The sequence below is a fragment of the Rhizobium sp. SVR5-9E genome (assembly GCF_056755095.1).
Map to the genome: position 1 here is coordinate 57,184 of NZ_JBNDHS010000011.1, position 15,114 is coordinate 72,297.

Genomic DNA, 15,114 nt, shown 5'->3' on the forward strand with positions numbered 1-15,114 from the left:
CGTTTGGGGCAAGAGCAGATTGTCTCTTAAGCAGCCGGAACCCGGTGGTATACCTCGGCCGATAAAGGAAGGGTACGCTCGAAAGCGGCTCGCGGCAAAAGAATTCGCCCGTCGGTCTGCTAACGTACGGGCGGCCCGATAATACGGAACACCGGTTCGTCCCCGGAGTTATCGCGCCATGAACAAGATGATTTCGGAGGATGATATCGCAGCGGCTGCCGCGGAAGCAAAGATCGAATCCGGACTTGTGTATGTTCCAGGTCTCCAAACCGGAATCACGCGCAAGCAAGGGAAAAGGGGCTTCCTCTACCATATGCCCGACGGGCGGCGGATTACAGACGCCGCCGAAATCAGGCGTTTGAACGCATTGGCAATTCCGCCAGCTTACACCGATGTCGTCATCTCCACGAACCCGTACTCTCACCTCCAGGCAATCGGCACTGACGACCGCGGGCGGCGGCAATACCGCTACCATGCCGACTGGCACGAGGAGCGGGGGCGCGCCAAATTCGAGCGCCTCGCCGACTTTGCTGACCGCCTCCCGGAACTACGGGAAAAGGTGGACATGGACCTCGGTTCACGCGGCCTCAACATGGACAAGGCCCTCGCGACGGTAGTGTGGATGCTCGACAACCTCTATATTCGAATTGGAAACACCGCTTACGCGGAAGCAAACAAGTCATACGGCCTGACGACCTTGCGAACCCGCCACGTTAAGGTCGAGGGCGGAAGAGTGAAGTTTCGCTTCAAGGGCAAGTCCGGGAAGGAGTGGAACCTGGCCCATAGCGATCGTCGGATCGCCAATGTCGTGCGCAAGCTGCAGGAACTGCCAGGCCAGCATCTATTTCAGTACGTCGGCAGCGATGGCGAATATCGACAGATCTCGTCCAATGACGTGAACTCCTATATTCGTGAGGTAACCGGACAGGACTTCAGCTCGCGCCAGTTCCGGACCTGGGGTGCGACATGCATGGCTGTCGAGGCGCTCGCATCGCTGGAAGCGGCGACTACTGACCGGGCACTCGCCCGCCAGTTCAACGAGGCGATCGACCGGGTCGCCGCGAAACTTCTGAACACTCGCTCGGTCTGCCGCTCCTCATATATTCACCCGGCGGTGTTCGAAGACTTCCGCGCTGGCACGCTCGGTGACATCCTCAAGATCAAGACAGAAAGCGCGAGGCTTCTTCGATGGATGGACCAGGAGGAGATCCGTGTTCTTCGCTGGCTGAAGAAACGGGGGACGGTTGTTGAACTCGCGGCGTCCAACATGAAGTAGATGAGCTATTGAACACCGCGAACCTCCAGCTAGAAGACTGGTTATGGCCGTGGGAGGGACATGGTTCGGCGGGCGGCAACAACCATCATTGGCGCTATGATCGGCCGTGTCATGTGGCACCCCAACAAAGTGCGCGAGTCGCACCGCCGGTTCTTTGGGATGGAATGGCTATGGGAGTTCCCCATCGCCATCGGCATGGCCTTCATCGGGGATGGGCTAGCGCGAACCCCGGTGATCGGTCATCAGTTCGTCAAGGCGACATTTTATCGATGGCGTCGGACCGATGCAGACATATTTTGCAAGCAAGTCCGATCCCTTGACCGAGTACTGCTTTGTCAAAGCCCCATAGCTCTGGCGACGATCCATGTAGGAACCCCGGCTGTTACGGCTGATGCCAGCACTATCGAAACGACCTTAATCGCATATGCTCGACGCTCGCGGGCGTCATCCCACTCGTATCCCATACACCACCCCTCAAACCTTATTCTCAACTGAACCACTGGAGTGGGGGACGAGTCGAGTAACGTTTCGGCGAAGTCGTTAACGGTCAATTATTTCGCGCGCCCCCAAAGGACATCCAGGATTTAGCTGCTCAAATCTTCGCGCGGTGCTTCGCCGCTTTGCAAAGGCGGTGACCCGGCATAAGGTCTGGGGCCTTGCCGGGTTTTCCTTTTGCCGCATTAGCGCAGCACGTCAACGAATGGTTCCGGGAACCCCATTGCAGCTACACGACCCGCCTATAGGCCCGGAAGATACTGAGCATGTGCCGGATGTGGTTACACACTGCCCACCCCTTGGATTGGCCGGCACCTTGATGCCAGGCAGCGACGCACAATCCAAGGAAGGATCAGTTGGGATGACCGGTGTGTTATTCGCTATGTCCAACCAAAGTTGAGGAGGGCAGTTTTTCCCACCATCCAGTGCTTTGCCATTATGGCTCTGGCATATCTGGAAACCCAACTGGATATAACCGATTGAGCCGCAAGTCTTCCCCTTCACAATGCTGTCACGTGCGCCGGCTGCGACACCTGGGTCTGTAAAGCACCACGGTAGTCCGCTAGTTATCTCATTGGGATCGCAGGCTTGCGCGTAAGCATTATGTCCAAAAGCGCATATCGACAGAAATAACAGTACTGCTGATGTAATTTTCATATTCCACCCCCGTTAGACGGGCGAAATATACGCACAAAGTTGCAATCGTCACTAGAGAATATTGTGCATTTGCCGCGTTCGAATTGCCGGGGCTTAGCGGCCGGACACTGACACCCGTACCATCTGGAGCCTCATATGTACGGAGTCGACGCGCGGAGGGGGAGGCCCGGCTTTAGGGTCTGGGGTCCCGCCGGGTCTCCCTGGTGCCGCGCTGGAGTCCACGAGGCCCTACAAGTTGATCGCGACATGTCGCTCGCGCAATAGCAATGAACCCGCAGGGACAACCGTCGGTTAACCTCAAGCGGACGCGTCTCTGTCCGACCCATCATCATATTTTTGGAGCTCAAGAATGCAGGTCATCGACCCCGCAAACGAATTCGCACGTTCTCTCGCCAAGGTGCTTATCATCGATGTGCTTTTCCAGCCCACATGGGTGCCCAAACCGAGCTGCAGGGCTTCGGCTTTTGACACGATAAAGCCAGAGCCGTGTAACTTCACCCCAGGAGAGCACACGCCCTCGTTCGACTTGAGAGAAACGACCGCCGTAACATTCACTCCAGTTGTTAAATCAAGATGTATTTGTCCGCGCTTCTACGGATTCATCGCGTGCCGCGAACCGCTGGTTTTCGCCGGCGTGACATACCAGCCGCTCGGTCTCCTCGAGGTCTCGGATATCGGCGGCGGCACTGGCACGGCTGCGGATGGCGGATTTACGCTGACGCTGGCAGAGAGTCCGTCTGACGGTCTGACGCCGGAAATTCTGACCGAGATCGAAACGGAAGATTATCGCGATAGGCCGGTCGTCGTTTACGACGCTCACTTTCATCCGGACACCGGCGAACCGTTGCAGGTGGAGCCTGTGGCGCGCGGCTATCTCGACGTCATCGAGCACAATGCAGACGACGAGCGCGGCTACTATCTCACGGCGCGCTGTGAAGGCCGCCAGTTGGATTATTGCCGCGTGAATGGACGCAAGCGCACCGTTGCCGACCAGCAAAGGCGCGATCCCGGCGACTGCTTCTTCGAGCAATGCCGCCACGGCTGGCCGTGTCGATGTCAACTGGGGCAGGGCAGTCGGCTCTGCGGTCAACACCGCAAAGAGTGCGGCTGCGGGCGCGGCGCGCGATAGGCTTTAAGGGGCTGTAGCTATTGTGGTCTGAATGCCAACGTTGCCGACAGCCACGATGGCAAAAATAGATCGAGAGCATAAAAGTCGTCGAGATAGCTCAAGCCCAAATTTTCAAACTCACGCTGCAGGTTCATGGACGCCTCGCCACCTTTCAGCGGTCCATAAACGGCAATGTAATCGTCCTCTCCAGTAAGCTCCAATAGGCGGGTGAGTTGCTGAAACCCTTCGAAATCGATCGCTTTGTCAGCTAACGCGGCCTTCCGAACGACAATGCAAAAGCCGCTATGCGCTATTCTGTGCATCAGTGATCCCCCTGCCGCTGACAACCTGCCGCACGGCATTTGTTTTTCAAGGGATTGTACGGAACCGAACTCAGGCACGGCTCGAGGAATTGGTTTCAAGGGGCGTTCAGAACTGCCTCGATCGCCTCAGAGAGATTGTCGAAGCGGCGGAGAATGTCACGGTACTCTTCTTCAAGCCGCCAGAGAAATCTGAGCTCCCGTTGATCGGGCTCGGGCGCCATAGCCCTAATGACGATGTCGCTCTGTATGTCCGAAAGCTGTTCTTGGTAATCCTTGAGGGCTTCCGCGATGCGCTCTCTGTGCTTCGACAAGACTGAATTCATTTCATCATGCCCTTGTTGGGCGAAACTTAGGATCAATGGCTCCACATGACCAGACTCCCCGGCTGGGAAAAAGCGCCTCAATGCCGTCATCGCACGCCACCAGTGCTTTGCCTGCGCAGTACGGCGTCTCCGACTGCTACCTTATCGCAGATGATGTCGTTGAAGCGATAACCGGTGAACGGATGTATCCAGATGCCATCGGCTACAAGAACCGAGACGAGGGCCGCCAAGAAGCTTCGCCAGCACGGTTTTGCCAAGGTCAAAGAGGCGTTTGCCGCCAAGCTCCCTGAGATACCTGTCGCGCTGGCGCAGCGCGGCGATGTCGGCGTCATTAATCGCGATGGCGTCCTCTCCGGCGGCGTCTTCACGGCCATCGGTTTCATGGCGCGCGGCCTCCAGACTATCGAATTCCTCCCGTCTTCCGCCGTGGCTCATGCATTCAAGGTGACCTAATGCCCTTTCTTGCACCTGTCGTCGGCGCAATAGGCACCTTCTTTGGTTCCATCGGCATCATTGGTCGTGCAATCATCGGCCTCAATCTGCTGATCGGTAAGCTCACTGAGAAAAAGCAAAAGAAGCAGCCAGGCGGCACGCAGTTCGAACGCGACTATGGTGAGAACGTCAGCCGGAAGGTCGTCTGCGGTCTCGTCGGGATCGCTGGCCATGACTGCTACGTCAACACCTATGGCAGCTCCAATAAGAACCTGGAGCAGATTTAAGCATTCTCCGATTCCCTTGCGATGGCTTGTCCAAGATTTGGGCCGGCGGCAAGCAGCTTTCGTTAAGCATCACGTCATCTGATGCCGTGAAGACAGCCTACTCCGTGGCCAGCGGGGACTACGCCCGGCGCGTGTCGTTCGTGTTCTACAATGGCACGCAGACGGCTACGGATGCGGGGCTGGTGTCACACTCGAATCCGCTGGGGCGCTGGACGACAGACCATATCGGTACTGGCATCTGCTACATTATCGTGTGGATGACGTATGACCAGGCGAAGCTCAACAGTTTCCCTGACTTCTTCTTCGAGCTCCGCGGCGCAGGCCTTTACGACCCCCGCAAGGAGTCGCCCGTCGGCGGTGTCGGTACTCATCGCTGGGACGACTATTCGACCTACGAGTTCTCCGAAATCCAATCGTGCAGGAGTACAATTACCGCCGCGGGTTTCCGCTGCCTTCACGGCGGCTAGCGCACCATCCACAGCCCGCATTGCGGTTCAGCTTGTGGAAGTCGATTCAATCACGATCAACACCGTCGCGGCCGGGACGATGCAGCCGCCATCGATCGCTGAATTTATCGCGGCGCTCACGCCGATTGCCTGGCCGTGACTAACCATGGCGAAGCCGTCGCAGCGGTCGGCGGGTTCCCGTTTACTCGCGGAACCATCCTTGCTACCAGACGTTCATCGGCATAGAAATGCTCCGGAGTCCCCAATGCGTGCCTTAGTCAAGCTGGTTCTAATCGGGTCGGTTATCAGTGGATCCTTGCTGGCTCCGACTATCGGGGCCACTCAAGATTTAGAGCTTCGTATAGGCCCTGGCGGCGTAGACGTTTATGACCAAGACAGGTATCGCTACGACCGCCAAGACCGCTATCGCTACCGGCAACGTGGCTGTGATCCAGACGACGCGCTGGACATTGCCCGTGATCAAGGCGTTCGCCGCGCGCATATTGCCGGGGTGTCTTCCCGCAAAATTGTGGTGGACGGTTTTAAGCGCCGAAGGCCCTGTGCGAATGGAATTCGGCAATCGGCGAGGATGCCCCCTAATTAGAGGCGACTACGAATACTAGGACCATCGAAACCTGCAGCGGCAGCCACCGGTGTAGGTCTGAGGTCAGCGGCTTCGTTAGCTTGCGCAGGGATCGTTCGAGCTCATCTCGATAAGCTCAATGGCCAAGGAAATCGGCGGCTCGTCGCCGCTTAGTTCCCTTCGCACTCGCATCAATAAGGCTCCCTAACGGGCCTTTTTTCTACCAATCGCATGACGCAATCAAACGTTAGCGCGTCGGAGACCCGGCTTGGGTCTGGGGTCCCCGCCGAGTCTCCGGGTGCCGCGCTGGGGTTCGCGAGCCCCGGCAAGTTGATAGGCGCGTGTCGATCGCGCAATAGCAATGAACCGGCAAGGATAGCGGCCGGTTAAAATCCACCGGACGAATCTCTGTCCGACACATCATGATATTTTTGACGATCAAATGGACGTGCGAAGTTCTTCGCGACGGTGCTTGAGGGTGGAGACCCGGCATAGGATCTGGGGTCCTGCCGGGTCTCCTTTGCCGCACTGGGGGTGCGGGCCTTCTTGCGTTGCGACAACTGCAACTATTGCCGCGAGGCGTCCTTACCAGAAGCACACCTCTCTGGAACTACCCGATTTTTAACGGTCTTATGTCGCGCGGCGACAGTGCGGCGCGGCAACTTGAGGCTCGCGCTTATTCGGCCGTCGCAATGAATGTCTAAGGGTAACCGGCGATCGATATCCGCCACGGCCGTTTCGATCCGAGACTTAGGTCAAGGCGAGAACCGGTGCAGAGATGATTGCCAGGGCATTGATCGAGGCTGCTGCTAGTTTAATTCTGCGGATACGCCGGGTACGCACACCTGTCCAGTCATAGACCATATCGAAGATCCTCATGATCATCGGGCACAAGCGGGAATCGCCTTCCAGCATTGTGCTCACGCTAAGTCACTGTTGCAAGTAGGCCCGCCTATCGCGCGCGTAACTTGCCTGAACCTTTCGAAACAATCTGGAGCTCAACAATGCAGGTCCTCGACCCCGCAGACGAATTCGCTCTCTCTCTCGCCAAGGTGCTTATCATCGAAGGCGGCTATTCCAACAATCCAAAGGATCCCGGCGGCGCGACGATGAAAGGCGTGACGCAGCGTGTCTATAACGAATACCGCCGCTCGCATGGCCCGCCGATCGTGCCCATAAAGAACATCAGCAATTCGGAGTTGGAGGCAATCTACCGCAAGAAGTACTGGGATGAGATCAAGGGCGACAAGGTGGCGCCTGGCGTCTCCTGCGTCGTCTTTGATGGTCGGTTCACTCCGGCGTTGCGCAGTCCGTCAAATGGGTGCAACGCGCGCTTCAGGCGAGGGGGCTGTATCAGGGCCTTATCGACGGCATTCTCGGGCAGGGGGACGCTCTGGCCCTCGGCGGCGTCAAAGACAACGACAACCTGATTCCGCGCGTATTGCTGCAGTTGCCTTGCTTGGAGCTGTGCTCAACCAGTCCGAGATCCTGATCCTTTGCGATCCATGTTCGGCAATCCGCATGATCTTGTCGGGCGATTGGCACGGCACTACGGAGAGCCAGTACGACCAGGGCTCGCCCAAACGTGTCAGAAAAGGCGAGCCCTGTCGCTGACCACGGCGGTGGGCTGTTGGACCTTATCGCTTGCGTGGTCGGGCGCTGTGGGTTGGCGCATCAGCGTCTATAGTCAGGTAGGCCGAGAAGACAGCTCGTCAATGATTAATTGGCCGAGTAGCAGCCGGAGCCGGTGACCAATCAGCTCGAAGGTACCGGTCCGCTGTTGGAAGTCGGCAAACCGGCAGGGCCGCCTAACCAACCGAACAGCCATGCAAGCAGAAAAGCCAATGCGACAGCTAGCGCTACCAATATCCACACCCGAGGTGTGCCCCGGTGGCTTACCGGAATATCGATCAGGATCACTCATTAAGCACTCCCGACGTGTTCGGGACGGTGGCCGCGCGGCACCAGGATGAGAGCTGCCAATCCGCACGCGCTGGGGCTAAGAACCAAAGGGCTCGTCCAAAAGGTTCAAAAATGTCGAGCTCCTCGTCTTATGGCGGCCGCGGGTATGGGTAACGTGGCCGTCACGGCTGTGCTTGGGGGCTACTGCGCTTAAAACTAAACCTCCAGGGAGCCTGTTGGTCAATAATGAATAAGGGCTAGGATCGAAGGGCCCGCCCCTACGGAAAAGCGAGCCCTTGCCGCGCCTCTTGTATCCCCGAGCCATTCAGCGCGGGATTGACCACGCGGCACCCGGAGAGGGGTGTCATCCGGGTTGAACAGAAGAACTGCCGCGCACCCCAGGCGTGCCAAACAAGGCAGGTTCCGCAATGTTCCAAAAGAAGCCCTGCCGAAGCGGGACAGGTCACGGGGAAAACGGTGACCGCGCGGTACCAGGATGAGAGTTGCAGTCTGACATCGCTGGCGACTGAGGTAAGGAAGTCTACCACGCGGCCGTCATACTAACGCTCGGGATAGGCCATCGTTCCGGTCCGGAGCATACGGACAAAAAGAGATCCCGCTGGTGGTGGTGGAGAGCGGTTGCAGGGTCAGATCGCCATTATGGTTGCTGATGGAAAGCCAGAAACAGTATCGCATCCATAGCCCAGCTTCTCTGGCGGCGGCAATAAAAGCGGCTCGTGCAGCCTCGCGCGTCGTTCGATTGTCGAGCGCCGCTAGACAAACATTTTGTGCACGGAAGAAAGCCGGACCGAATGTGGACCACCGGGTTGTAAGCAATGTCAAGGCTGCCCGTGTTCCTGTGATTACCTCGCACCGCGCACCGGGCCGCAGTTGCAATTCAACACTGGTGGCCCAGTGACCGTCGTCCATAACCTACCTCTTAAAGATGATGAGCGGTTAACAACGGCGGCGCTGTTCGGAAGTTCCCACTGGCGGACGATCAAGAAAAAGCCCCGCCGTAGCGGGGCAATCTGATCCAGAGGACCGCGCAGCCTTCCATAGGGCGGAGAAGGGTCAAAGCAGTACCCACGCCACGCGATCCCACCAGCTCGAACACTGAAAGCATTTACAAGGTTCCGGTGCGATAGCGTACGGCTCAGATGAGGCCGAACAACACCGCCAAGCTCCCGATAACGCCCGCAATCGCTGCGAGCATGGCGAGCCCCATCACCGGCCATATCCACCAGTCAGGCCCGCGCGGCTCTCCCTGATCTTCCGGCATCATCCCGTCGCTCCTCCATGCCTCGGCAGCCCGCGATAGTTCAGCGGCTGATGCTTTCGGCAATACCAGAGGGTAATGGCGCTGCTCTCCTCAAATCCATAGCATCCCTCATTCCGTGCAGCGGATGCCATTGGCGTCCTCATGGTCGCAATCGTGCTCGACGTGGACGTTGGCGCCTGGTGCGCTCGTGTGTCCCTCAATCGACATCCTGGCCTCCTCGCATCTCGTTGTGCCTCATTGGCCGACAATAATAGTCCTAGACCATACGCGAGGCTTCCCGGGCCGTGGGACAGAACCCCTGGTGCGATAGCAGCCTCTCCCGGACGTTCGGCCCCAGACCGCTCCATTGCCATTGCCCACGCTTCGGCCCGGCATCCTCCAGACGAATGCGGCCGATCGTCACTTTCCCATCCCGACCGATGAAATCCTGCAATGGCTTGCCATCGAGAGCGGTCTCTCCGGGCCAGGTTTCCTGCCATCGATACAGCGGCTTATATTTCATGTTCCGTTGGTTGATGCACTCAGGATCTGACAAGGCGTGTGTGCAAAGCCTTTTCGGGAAAGCTCCCACGGCGCTGGATAATTTCAGATCAGTGTCGGCTCGGGATCGGGATCAATCTCTTCGATGATTTCAGGTGTGTCGTTCTTCGGTGATCCGACCTTCCTATCGATCGGCCACATCGTCGTCAACTCCGAGGGGAAGGGCTTCATTAGGTCATTCGGATCAGGTTCGGGAGAGAGCCAGCGGTCATAGTCCACGGGATGCAGAATGACCGGCATTCGATCGTGGATCGCCGCCATCATCTCGTTCGCCGGGCAGGTGACGATGGCGAAGGACCGGAAGACTGCCGCGCGGCCGTAGCGATAACCAATCGGACCAGCAAGCGTTCCAGTCTGCTAGCGTACCGAGAAAAAGGACCGGCGGCAGCTTGGCTAACCAGGTGGAATCGCGCGGCTTTCCGTATGAAGTAACGGAAAAGGGACCGGCAGAGATCGACCACGCGATCCCAATCGGTCCAACCCTCAAGAGGTAGCAATGTTCCGGTTCGGAGCAAAAAGAAGGCACTGCTGCTAAGGAGGGGACAGGGCCAGGTCCCAGCATTGCTGGCTGGACGCGCGGCTGGCAGGGCGTGCCATACCGCGCGATCCGCTGGGTTAACCCGAATCGTATCGATGATGTTCCATTGCGCCGGAAACTGATCCAGGACCGCGCGGCCTTCCAAGGGCAAGGAAGGGGCAAAACATTAAGCCTCGCCACGCGATCCCAAACGTTAAAACGATCAAAATGCTGCTAATGTTCCGCTTCGGCGTTGTACGTTAGGTTTCAGCCGACGGTTCGAGACAGCACAGAATTTGTTTGTCATTCGGTTGCAACGAGCGCCAGTTTGTTCAACTTTAACATTGCTGTGTTTTTGATTGCTTCATGACAACCACTCTGATTTGGACCTCGTTCATCGTATTCTTCGTGCTGGCGCTAGTCAGCCCATTTCTTCCGCTGTTCCTTATGTGGAGGTCGGCCGCTCTCTCGGCTCTCGCCTTCATATCGTTCCGATTGCTCCTTGGGCCTGTTCATTGGTCCGATCAGGACGCGGGCTACGCCATCGGAATTGCCTTTCTGACGTTGTTCATCTCGACTGTATTCGTCGCTTTGGCACTTCGGCTCTGCGTTGCTGCTTATTACGATTCGCTAAGAGCAGAAATCCTGCTCGGCGAGAACACGCGCTGGATCGACAGGGTCTTGCTTGCAGTCATAGGTGCTGTGGGAGGTCTTGCGTTGACGATCGGCATCGCCTCCCTCCTCGGCGGCAGCTCAGGCGGGCGCATGTTGGATTTGGGCATCGGCCTAACTGCCAGCACAGTTATCGTCTTTATGGCCGTCCACCGCGACAGTGGCCTCGCGATCCCGGTTACGGTTCTGGCTATCGTGCTTGCTACAATTTCGTTCGCCGGTTCTGAGCAAACCCGCCGTATCATTGAGGGGGCGGAGGCCCTGGCAGACAGCCACCCGTGGTGCCTCGTCGTGCCGAAATGGCGTTACCAAGAACCCGTGGTCTCTGATCTTGGTTTTTTCTCCCTCCCAAAGGAAGTCTCTTGCCGCACCTCGTCTTGTTCGTCCGCGATGGCAAAGAAACAAAGGCGCATTGGTCGGTCCGGCAGCAGCGCTTCGTAAACGGTGCAATAGCCATAGATGCGACCTGCAATTCTGCCGCAAACCATCAAAGATAGCCCCCGAGACGGACGCGCTCGCTTCAGATTGAGCGGCTAGACAGATGAAGCATCAGCCTCGCACAGTACGCCGCAGTTGATGCTGTGGACGGCTCCTCCGCCGGCATCGCGATGTGCCAAGATTGCGGCGTTGCTAGGAACCGCATGGGGGGAGCCATCCATGGAAGAGATTACCACGATTGGACTCGACATTGCTAAGTCGGTGTTCCAGGTGCACGCCATTTCCGCAACCGGCACGGTGGTCGTTCGCCGACCACTGAAGCGCCGTTATGTTGCTCAGTTCTTCGCGGGCCTTAAACCGTGCCTGATTGGCATGGAAGCCTGTGCGACTGCCCACCATTGGGGGCGAGAGCTGACGAAGCTCGGTCACGAGGTGCGGCTGATGCCGCCCCGCTATGTGAAGATGCGGTAATGGGCTAGGCGCCACGGTGCCTCGATCCAGGTGGTCGTCCCCCGCTAGGATGGAGAACGGGGTCTCGGCTTGAGCCGGCCCCAAGCATCACTGTGGAGGACGACCATGAGCTATTATGCCGGTTTGGACGTATCGTTGAAAGAGGTTGCTGTTTGCATTCTTGACGCGACTGGTCAGGTGATATGCGAGCAGAAGGTGGCGTCGGACCCCGATGCCTTGGCTGCCTTTTTTCGAGGTTTCGATTTCGAGGTGTCTCGGATTGGTCTGGAAGCAGGCCCGCTCTCGCAGTGGCTGTTTTCCGGTCTGACTGCCGTTGGATTCGATGTGGTGTTGCTGGAGACGCGGCATGTGAAGGCGGCTCTGTCTGCGATGACGGTGAAGACCGACCGCCGCGATGCCCTGGGTATTGCACACTTGCTGCGAATGGGGTGGTACCGTTCGGTTCATTGTAAGGGGCTTGCCTCGCAGGAGGTCCGCGCCTTGTTGACCGCTCGCAAACTTTTGCAGGGAAAGCTGATCGACATCGAGCTCGCGATACGGGGCATCCTTCGGGGGTTCGGATTAAAGATAGGGACCGTGCCCCGCCAGATGTTCGATTTGAGAGTCCGGGAACTCGTGGCCGAGCAGGACACATTGACGGCGATCGCCAATGCCATGCTGGCAGCCCGCACGCTGCTGATACGTGAGGTGGCCAAGCTTCATAAGGCGCTCTTGAGGATCGCACGAGAGGATGAAGTCACCGGACGACTGATGAGTGTACCAGGCGTAGGCGCGTTAACGGCCCTCACGTTCAAGACGGCGATTGATGATCCAAACCGGATAAAGCGATCTCGCGATGTTGGTCCGCTATTCGGGCTGACGCCGCGACGATATCAGTCAGGAGAGACGGATGTTGCCGGCGGCATATCCAAGGCTGGCGATATGATGGCGCGATCAGCACTGTTCGAGGCCGCAACCGTGCTCTTCTTTCGTCTTAAGCTACCGTCCAACTTGAAGGACTGGGCGCGAAACGTTGCCAAACGAAGGGGGACCAAGCGAGCAATCGTTGCCTTGGCACGCAAGCTCGCGATTCTGCTGCACGGAATCTGGCTCGACGGGACGACCTATCGAAATCCGATAGCGGCGTAGCGTGCGGACTGGGGGTGTGCTGGCGGAGGAACAAGCTTAGCAGCACGTGTTGCTGCTACCCGAGGTCCCGTCGCCGGGACGGTGGATGGGGTAAGCCGTACGTACGGATGTGGTTTGACCACGCTGTGAAGATGGGCTCCTCCATTCCTCTAACCACATCAAGTGGCAGCTGATCGGCTGACCACGGACGGAAGCAAGAAGCCGGCGGCGAGACAAATCGGGGGATTGACCAGGAGGCGCCCATTACGGAAGCCGTACGTGAAGCGCAACAAGAACGATGCGGCTGATACCGAAGCCATATGCGAAGCGGTGCTGCGACCGAACATGCGCTTTGTCCCGATCAAGACAGTGGACCAGCAGTCGATCCTGATGCTTCATCGTACCCGTATGCTGTTCATTCGCCAGCGCACGATGACGATCAATGCTGTTCGCGCCCATCTTGCCGAGTTCGGCATCGTCGCGGGCGTCGGGCGCAATGGGCTGCAGGCACTTCTTGATCTTATCCGTAAGGGCGAAAAGACTGAGATACCGGCAGAGGCGTACCTATGTCTCTCAGCACTGGCAGATCAAGTTGACTTGCTGAAGCAGCGCATATTGGACATGGATCGGCGGATTTTGAAATGGCATCGCGCCAATGATCTCAGCCGCAAGCTCGAAGCAATTCCAGGCGTTGGCCCCCTGGTGGCAACGGCGTTGGCGGCCAGCGTCCCCGATCCAACCGTCTTTCGCTCAGGTCGTGATCTGAGTGCCTGGATCGGGTTGGTACCCAAGCAAAACTCGAGCGGCGGCAAGGAGAAGCTTGGAGGCATCAGCAAGGCCGGAAACCGATACCTCCGGCAATTGTTGGTCGTCGGCGCGTTGGCGGTGATCAAGCGAGCGAAGCTATTGGGTCATAGTCGCCACCCCTGGCTCGTCAACCTCATGGAGCGCCGGTCCTCGAAGGTGGTGGCGGTAGCGCTCGCCAACAAGATGGCACGAGTTGCCTGGGCAATGATGAGCCGCAACGAACCCTATCGAATAACACCGGTCCTAGCCGGAGCCGGAAAACACGACGCTATGTCGTGAACGTCGTTGGTAAAGAGCAGGAGACTTATAACGCACCTATGCCAGTCGGCCCAAGGAAAGGGACAACCCACTACGCGCCAGGCGCTTCGAGCGCGAGCTATTGACCGGGACCCAATCCGCGGAGAGCATTATGGCCAGCGGCCCTGTTCTGCGCTGCATTCAAAGGCCGGACACATGGCAGCTCCGACCAGCAGCGTGCAAAAAGTCAAAAACCTCTTGCCAACCCGGAGCCGAAACGCCGTCGCTCGTTTGCAAGGTCGCGCAACTTCGTCCGCAATTCGATCTCCGGCGGTCGACTGGACCGATAGCGGATCGTCTTGCGGTCAGCGGATACAATCTGGCAGGCCCGCCGCTCTGAAAGAGCATGGCGGCCTTCAGATGCGTGACGGCTTCACGCTTGGCGACAGGCCCTACCATTTTTTTGATAGAAGCTCGCGGGGCGCGGCTGAATCCAACATCTGCTCGGCGAGCAATTTCTTCAGCTTGGCATTCTCTTCCTCGAGCGCCTTCAGCCGTTTCGCCTCGGAGACTTCCATACCGCCGTATTTGGCTTTCCAATTATAAAATGTCGCTTCTGAAATCCCGTGCTTACGGCAGAGGTCGGCCGCCTTCGCGCCAGCCTCCTGCTCCTTCAGCACCGCAATAATCTGCTCTTCCGTAAATCGCTGCTTCTTCATTCGTCCGTCCTTTAACAGGCCGGACCCTAATCCATTCCGGAGGAAATTACCCGTGGCAGGTCAACCCTTAAATTGGGCCATTCAGAACTGGAATTTTCCACTTATGATCCCTGTGGGGCATTGAGGAGAATCCCATAAGGCATCGAAGTTTTCGGAGGCGCAGATCGCCTTCGTGCTGAAGCAGGCGGACGACGGCACGCCGATCGCCGAGATGTGCCGCAAGGCAGGAATTTCTGACGCGACCCATTATAATCGGCGCAAAAATACGCCGGTCTGATGCCGTCGAAGATGAAGTGGCTGCGGCACCTCGAGGAAGAGAACGCCAAGCTGAAGCGTATCCTCGCCTGACTTCGCACAAAGAGCGACCCCACGCGGGTGCATACTCAAAGGCAATCCCAACGTTACGCTAGAAGCCTTCGAGAATGCGGGCCGATTCGCGTAGTGCATAACTGAGTAGCCACCGATGATTGGTCATCAGTGGCTTTGCAGAGA

13 protein-coding genes and 7 pseudogenes are annotated in these 15,114 nt (G+C 57.8%); 14 read left to right on the forward strand and 6 right to left on the reverse strand.

The features are described 5' to 3' along the window. Nucleotides 1-178 precede the first annotated feature (178 nt). The 3 genes and pseudogenes from ACPYOJ_RS08325 (at nt 179) to ACPYOJ_RS08335 (ending at nt 3,557) form a co-directional block, all read left to right on the forward strand. The gene (locus ACPYOJ_RS08325; RefSeq protein WP_481415817.1) at nt 179-1,276 is read left to right on the forward strand and encodes a DNA topoisomerase IB; all 1,098 of its coding nucleotides are present in this window, start codon (nt 179-181) and stop codon (nt 1,274-1,276) included. Between the two features lie 43 nt (nt 1,277-1,319). Next, nucleotides 1,320-1,498, forward strand: a pseudogene (locus tag ACPYOJ_RS08330) (phage holin family protein); the annotation flags it as partial. 1,279 nt (nt 1,499-2,777) lie between these two features. Beyond that, on the forward strand, nt 2,778-3,557 hold the full coding sequence (locus ACPYOJ_RS08335; RefSeq protein WP_481415818.1) for a hypothetical protein: 780 nt from the start codon (nt 2,778-2,780) through the stop codon (nt 3,555-3,557). 17 nt (nt 3,558-3,574) lie between these two features. On the opposite strand, the gene ACPYOJ_RS08340 is transcribed toward ACPYOJ_RS08335, so the two are convergent. Together ACPYOJ_RS08340 and ACPYOJ_RS08345 are read right to left on the reverse strand one after the other, a co-directional pair. Beyond that, nucleotides 3,575-3,859: a hypothetical protein gene (locus ACPYOJ_RS08340; protein ID WP_481415819.1), complete on the reverse strand. Its 285-nt coding sequence runs from the start codon at nt 3,857-3,859 to the stop codon at nt 3,575-3,577. A 95-nt stretch (nt 3,860-3,954) separates the two neighbouring features. Next, nucleotides 3,955-4,272, reverse strand: coding sequence for a hypothetical protein (locus ACPYOJ_RS08345; protein ID WP_481415820.1), 318 nt, complete (start codon nt 4,270-4,272; stop codon nt 3,955-3,957). Here ACPYOJ_RS08345 and ACPYOJ_RS08350 point away from each other — a divergent pair. The 6 genes and pseudogenes from ACPYOJ_RS08350 (at nt 4,263) to ACPYOJ_RS08375 (ending at nt 7,360) form a co-directional block, all read left to right on the forward strand. Then, complete coding sequence (locus ACPYOJ_RS08350; RefSeq protein ID WP_481415821.1) at nt 4,263-4,472, forward strand: DUF6950 family protein; 210 nt, start codon at nt 4,263-4,265, stop codon at nt 4,470-4,472. The two genes, ACPYOJ_RS08345 and ACPYOJ_RS08350, sit on opposite strands and share 10 nt — an antisense overlap. Then, on the forward strand, nt 4,375-4,635 hold the full coding sequence (locus tag ACPYOJ_RS08355; RefSeq protein ID WP_481415822.1) for a DUF6950 family protein: 261 nt from the start codon (nt 4,375-4,377) through the stop codon (nt 4,633-4,635). Before ACPYOJ_RS08350 ends, ACPYOJ_RS08355 begins: the two co-directional genes overlap by 98 nt. Beyond that, nucleotides 4,635-4,901: a hypothetical protein gene (locus ACPYOJ_RS08360; protein ID WP_481415823.1), complete on the forward strand. Its 267-nt coding sequence runs from the start codon at nt 4,635-4,637 to the stop codon at nt 4,899-4,901. The genes ACPYOJ_RS08355 and ACPYOJ_RS08360 overlap by 1 nt, the downstream gene beginning before the upstream one ends. Before the next feature lie 26 nt (nt 4,902-4,927). After that, nucleotides 4,928-5,368 carry a hypothetical protein gene (locus tag ACPYOJ_RS08365; RefSeq protein WP_481415824.1) on the forward strand — a complete coding sequence of 147 codons (441 nt, stop codon included), beginning with the start codon at nt 4,928-4,930 and terminating at the stop codon, nt 5,366-5,368. A gap of 244 nt (nt 5,369-5,612) precedes the next feature. Then, nucleotides 5,613-5,970: pseudogene (locus ACPYOJ_RS08370) on the forward strand (hypothetical protein). A 964-nt stretch (nt 5,971-6,934) separates the two neighbouring features. Next, entirely contained in the window at nt 6,935-7,360 is a 426-nt protein-coding gene (locus ACPYOJ_RS08375; protein WP_481415825.1) for a glycosyl hydrolase 108 family protein, read from the forward strand. Between the two features lie 1,027 nt (nt 7,361-8,387). Here ACPYOJ_RS08375 and ACPYOJ_RS08380 read toward each other — a convergent pair. The 3 genes and pseudogenes from ACPYOJ_RS08380 to ACPYOJ_RS08390 form a co-directional block, all read right to left on the reverse strand. Then, nucleotides 8,388-8,762, reverse strand: coding sequence for a DUF982 domain-containing protein (locus ACPYOJ_RS08380; protein ID WP_481415826.1), 375 nt, complete (start codon nt 8,760-8,762; stop codon nt 8,388-8,390). A gap of 226 nt (nt 8,763-8,988) precedes the next feature. Then, complete coding sequence (locus tag ACPYOJ_RS08385; RefSeq protein WP_481415827.1) at nt 8,989-9,117, reverse strand: hypothetical protein; 129 nt, start codon at nt 9,115-9,117, stop codon at nt 8,989-8,991. Nucleotides 9,118-9,699: 582 nt separating this feature from the next. Then, a pseudogene (locus tag ACPYOJ_RS08390) lies at nt 9,700-9,954 on the reverse strand (SOS response-associated peptidase family protein); the annotation flags it as partial. Nucleotides 9,955-10,537: 583 nt separating this feature from the next. Between ACPYOJ_RS08390 and ACPYOJ_RS08395 the strand changes: the two are divergent. The 4 genes and pseudogenes from ACPYOJ_RS08395 to ACPYOJ_RS08410 all read left to right on the forward strand — a co-directional run. After that, nucleotides 10,538-11,284 carry a hypothetical protein gene (locus ACPYOJ_RS08395; RefSeq protein ID WP_481415828.1) on the forward strand — a complete coding sequence of 249 codons (747 nt, stop codon included), beginning with the start codon at nt 10,538-10,540 and terminating at the stop codon, nt 11,282-11,284. A gap of 216 nt (nt 11,285-11,500) precedes the next feature. After that, nucleotides 11,501-11,743 (forward strand): annotated as a pseudogene (locus ACPYOJ_RS08400) (IS110 family transposase); the annotation flags it as partial. Nucleotides 11,744-11,857: 114 nt separating this feature from the next. Continuing rightward, nucleotides 11,858-12,880 (forward strand): IS110 family RNA-guided transposase, encoded by a 1,023-nt coding sequence (locus ACPYOJ_RS08405; RefSeq protein ID WP_481415829.1) that lies wholly within the window; start codon nt 11,858-11,860, stop codon nt 12,878-12,880. A gap of 249 nt (nt 12,881-13,129) precedes the next feature. Further along, nucleotides 13,130-13,945, forward strand: a pseudogene (locus ACPYOJ_RS08410) (IS110 family RNA-guided transposase); the annotation flags it as partial. Between the two features lie 229 nt (nt 13,946-14,174). Here ACPYOJ_RS08410 and ACPYOJ_RS08415 read toward each other — a convergent pair. Then, nucleotides 14,175-14,622 (reverse strand): annotated as a pseudogene (locus tag ACPYOJ_RS08415) (transposase); the annotation flags it as partial. A 163-nt stretch (nt 14,623-14,785) separates the two neighbouring features. Here ACPYOJ_RS08415 and ACPYOJ_RS08420 point away from each other — a divergent pair. Then, a pseudogene (locus ACPYOJ_RS08420) lies at nt 14,786-14,967 on the forward strand (transposase); the annotation flags it as partial. Nucleotides 14,968-15,114 lie beyond the last annotated feature (147 nt).

What these genes read in the sequence shown, in the direction of transcription:
- ACPYOJ_RS08325 (WP_481415817.1), top strand. Translation starts at nt 179, where the DNA reads ATGAACAAGATGATTTCGGAGGATGATATCGCAGCGGCTGCCGCGGAA.
- ACPYOJ_RS08335 (WP_481415818.1), top strand. Translation starts at nt 2,778, where the DNA reads ATGCAGGTCATCGACCCCGCAAACGAATTCGCACGTTCTCTCGCCAAG.
- ACPYOJ_RS08340 (WP_481415819.1), bottom strand. Translation starts at nt 3,859, where the DNA reads ATGCACAGAATAGCGCATAGCGGCTTTTGCATTGTCGTTCGGAAGGCC.
- ACPYOJ_RS08350 (WP_481415821.1), top strand. Translation starts at nt 4,263, where the DNA reads ATGCCGTCATCGCACGCCACCAGTGCTTTGCCTGCGCAGTACGGCGTC.
- ACPYOJ_RS08345 (WP_481415820.1), bottom strand. Translation starts at nt 4,272, where the DNA reads ATGACGGCATTGAGGCGCTTTTTCCCAGCCGGGGAGTCTGGTCATGTG.
- ACPYOJ_RS08355 (WP_481415822.1), top strand. Translation starts at nt 4,375, where the DNA reads ATGCCATCGGCTACAAGAACCGAGACGAGGGCCGCCAAGAAGCTTCGC.
- ACPYOJ_RS08360 (WP_481415823.1), top strand. Translation starts at nt 4,635, where the DNA reads ATGCCCTTTCTTGCACCTGTCGTCGGCGCAATAGGCACCTTCTTTGGT.
- ACPYOJ_RS08375 (WP_481415825.1), top strand. Translation starts at nt 6,935, where the DNA reads ATGCAGGTCCTCGACCCCGCAGACGAATTCGCTCTCTCTCTCGCCAAG.
- ACPYOJ_RS08380 (WP_481415826.1), bottom strand. Translation starts at nt 8,762, where the DNA reads ATGGACGACGGTCACTGGGCCACCAGTGTTGAATTGCAACTGCGGCCC.
- ACPYOJ_RS08385 (WP_481415827.1), bottom strand. Translation starts at nt 9,117, where the DNA reads ATGATGCCGGAAGATCAGGGAGAGCCGCGCGGGCCTGACTGGTGGATA.
- ACPYOJ_RS08395 (WP_481415828.1), top strand. Translation starts at nt 10,538, where the DNA reads ATGACAACCACTCTGATTTGGACCTCGTTCATCGTATTCTTCGTGCTG.
- ACPYOJ_RS08405 (WP_481415829.1), top strand. Translation starts at nt 11,858, where the DNA reads ATGAGCTATTATGCCGGTTTGGACGTATCGTTGAAAGAGGTTGCTGTT.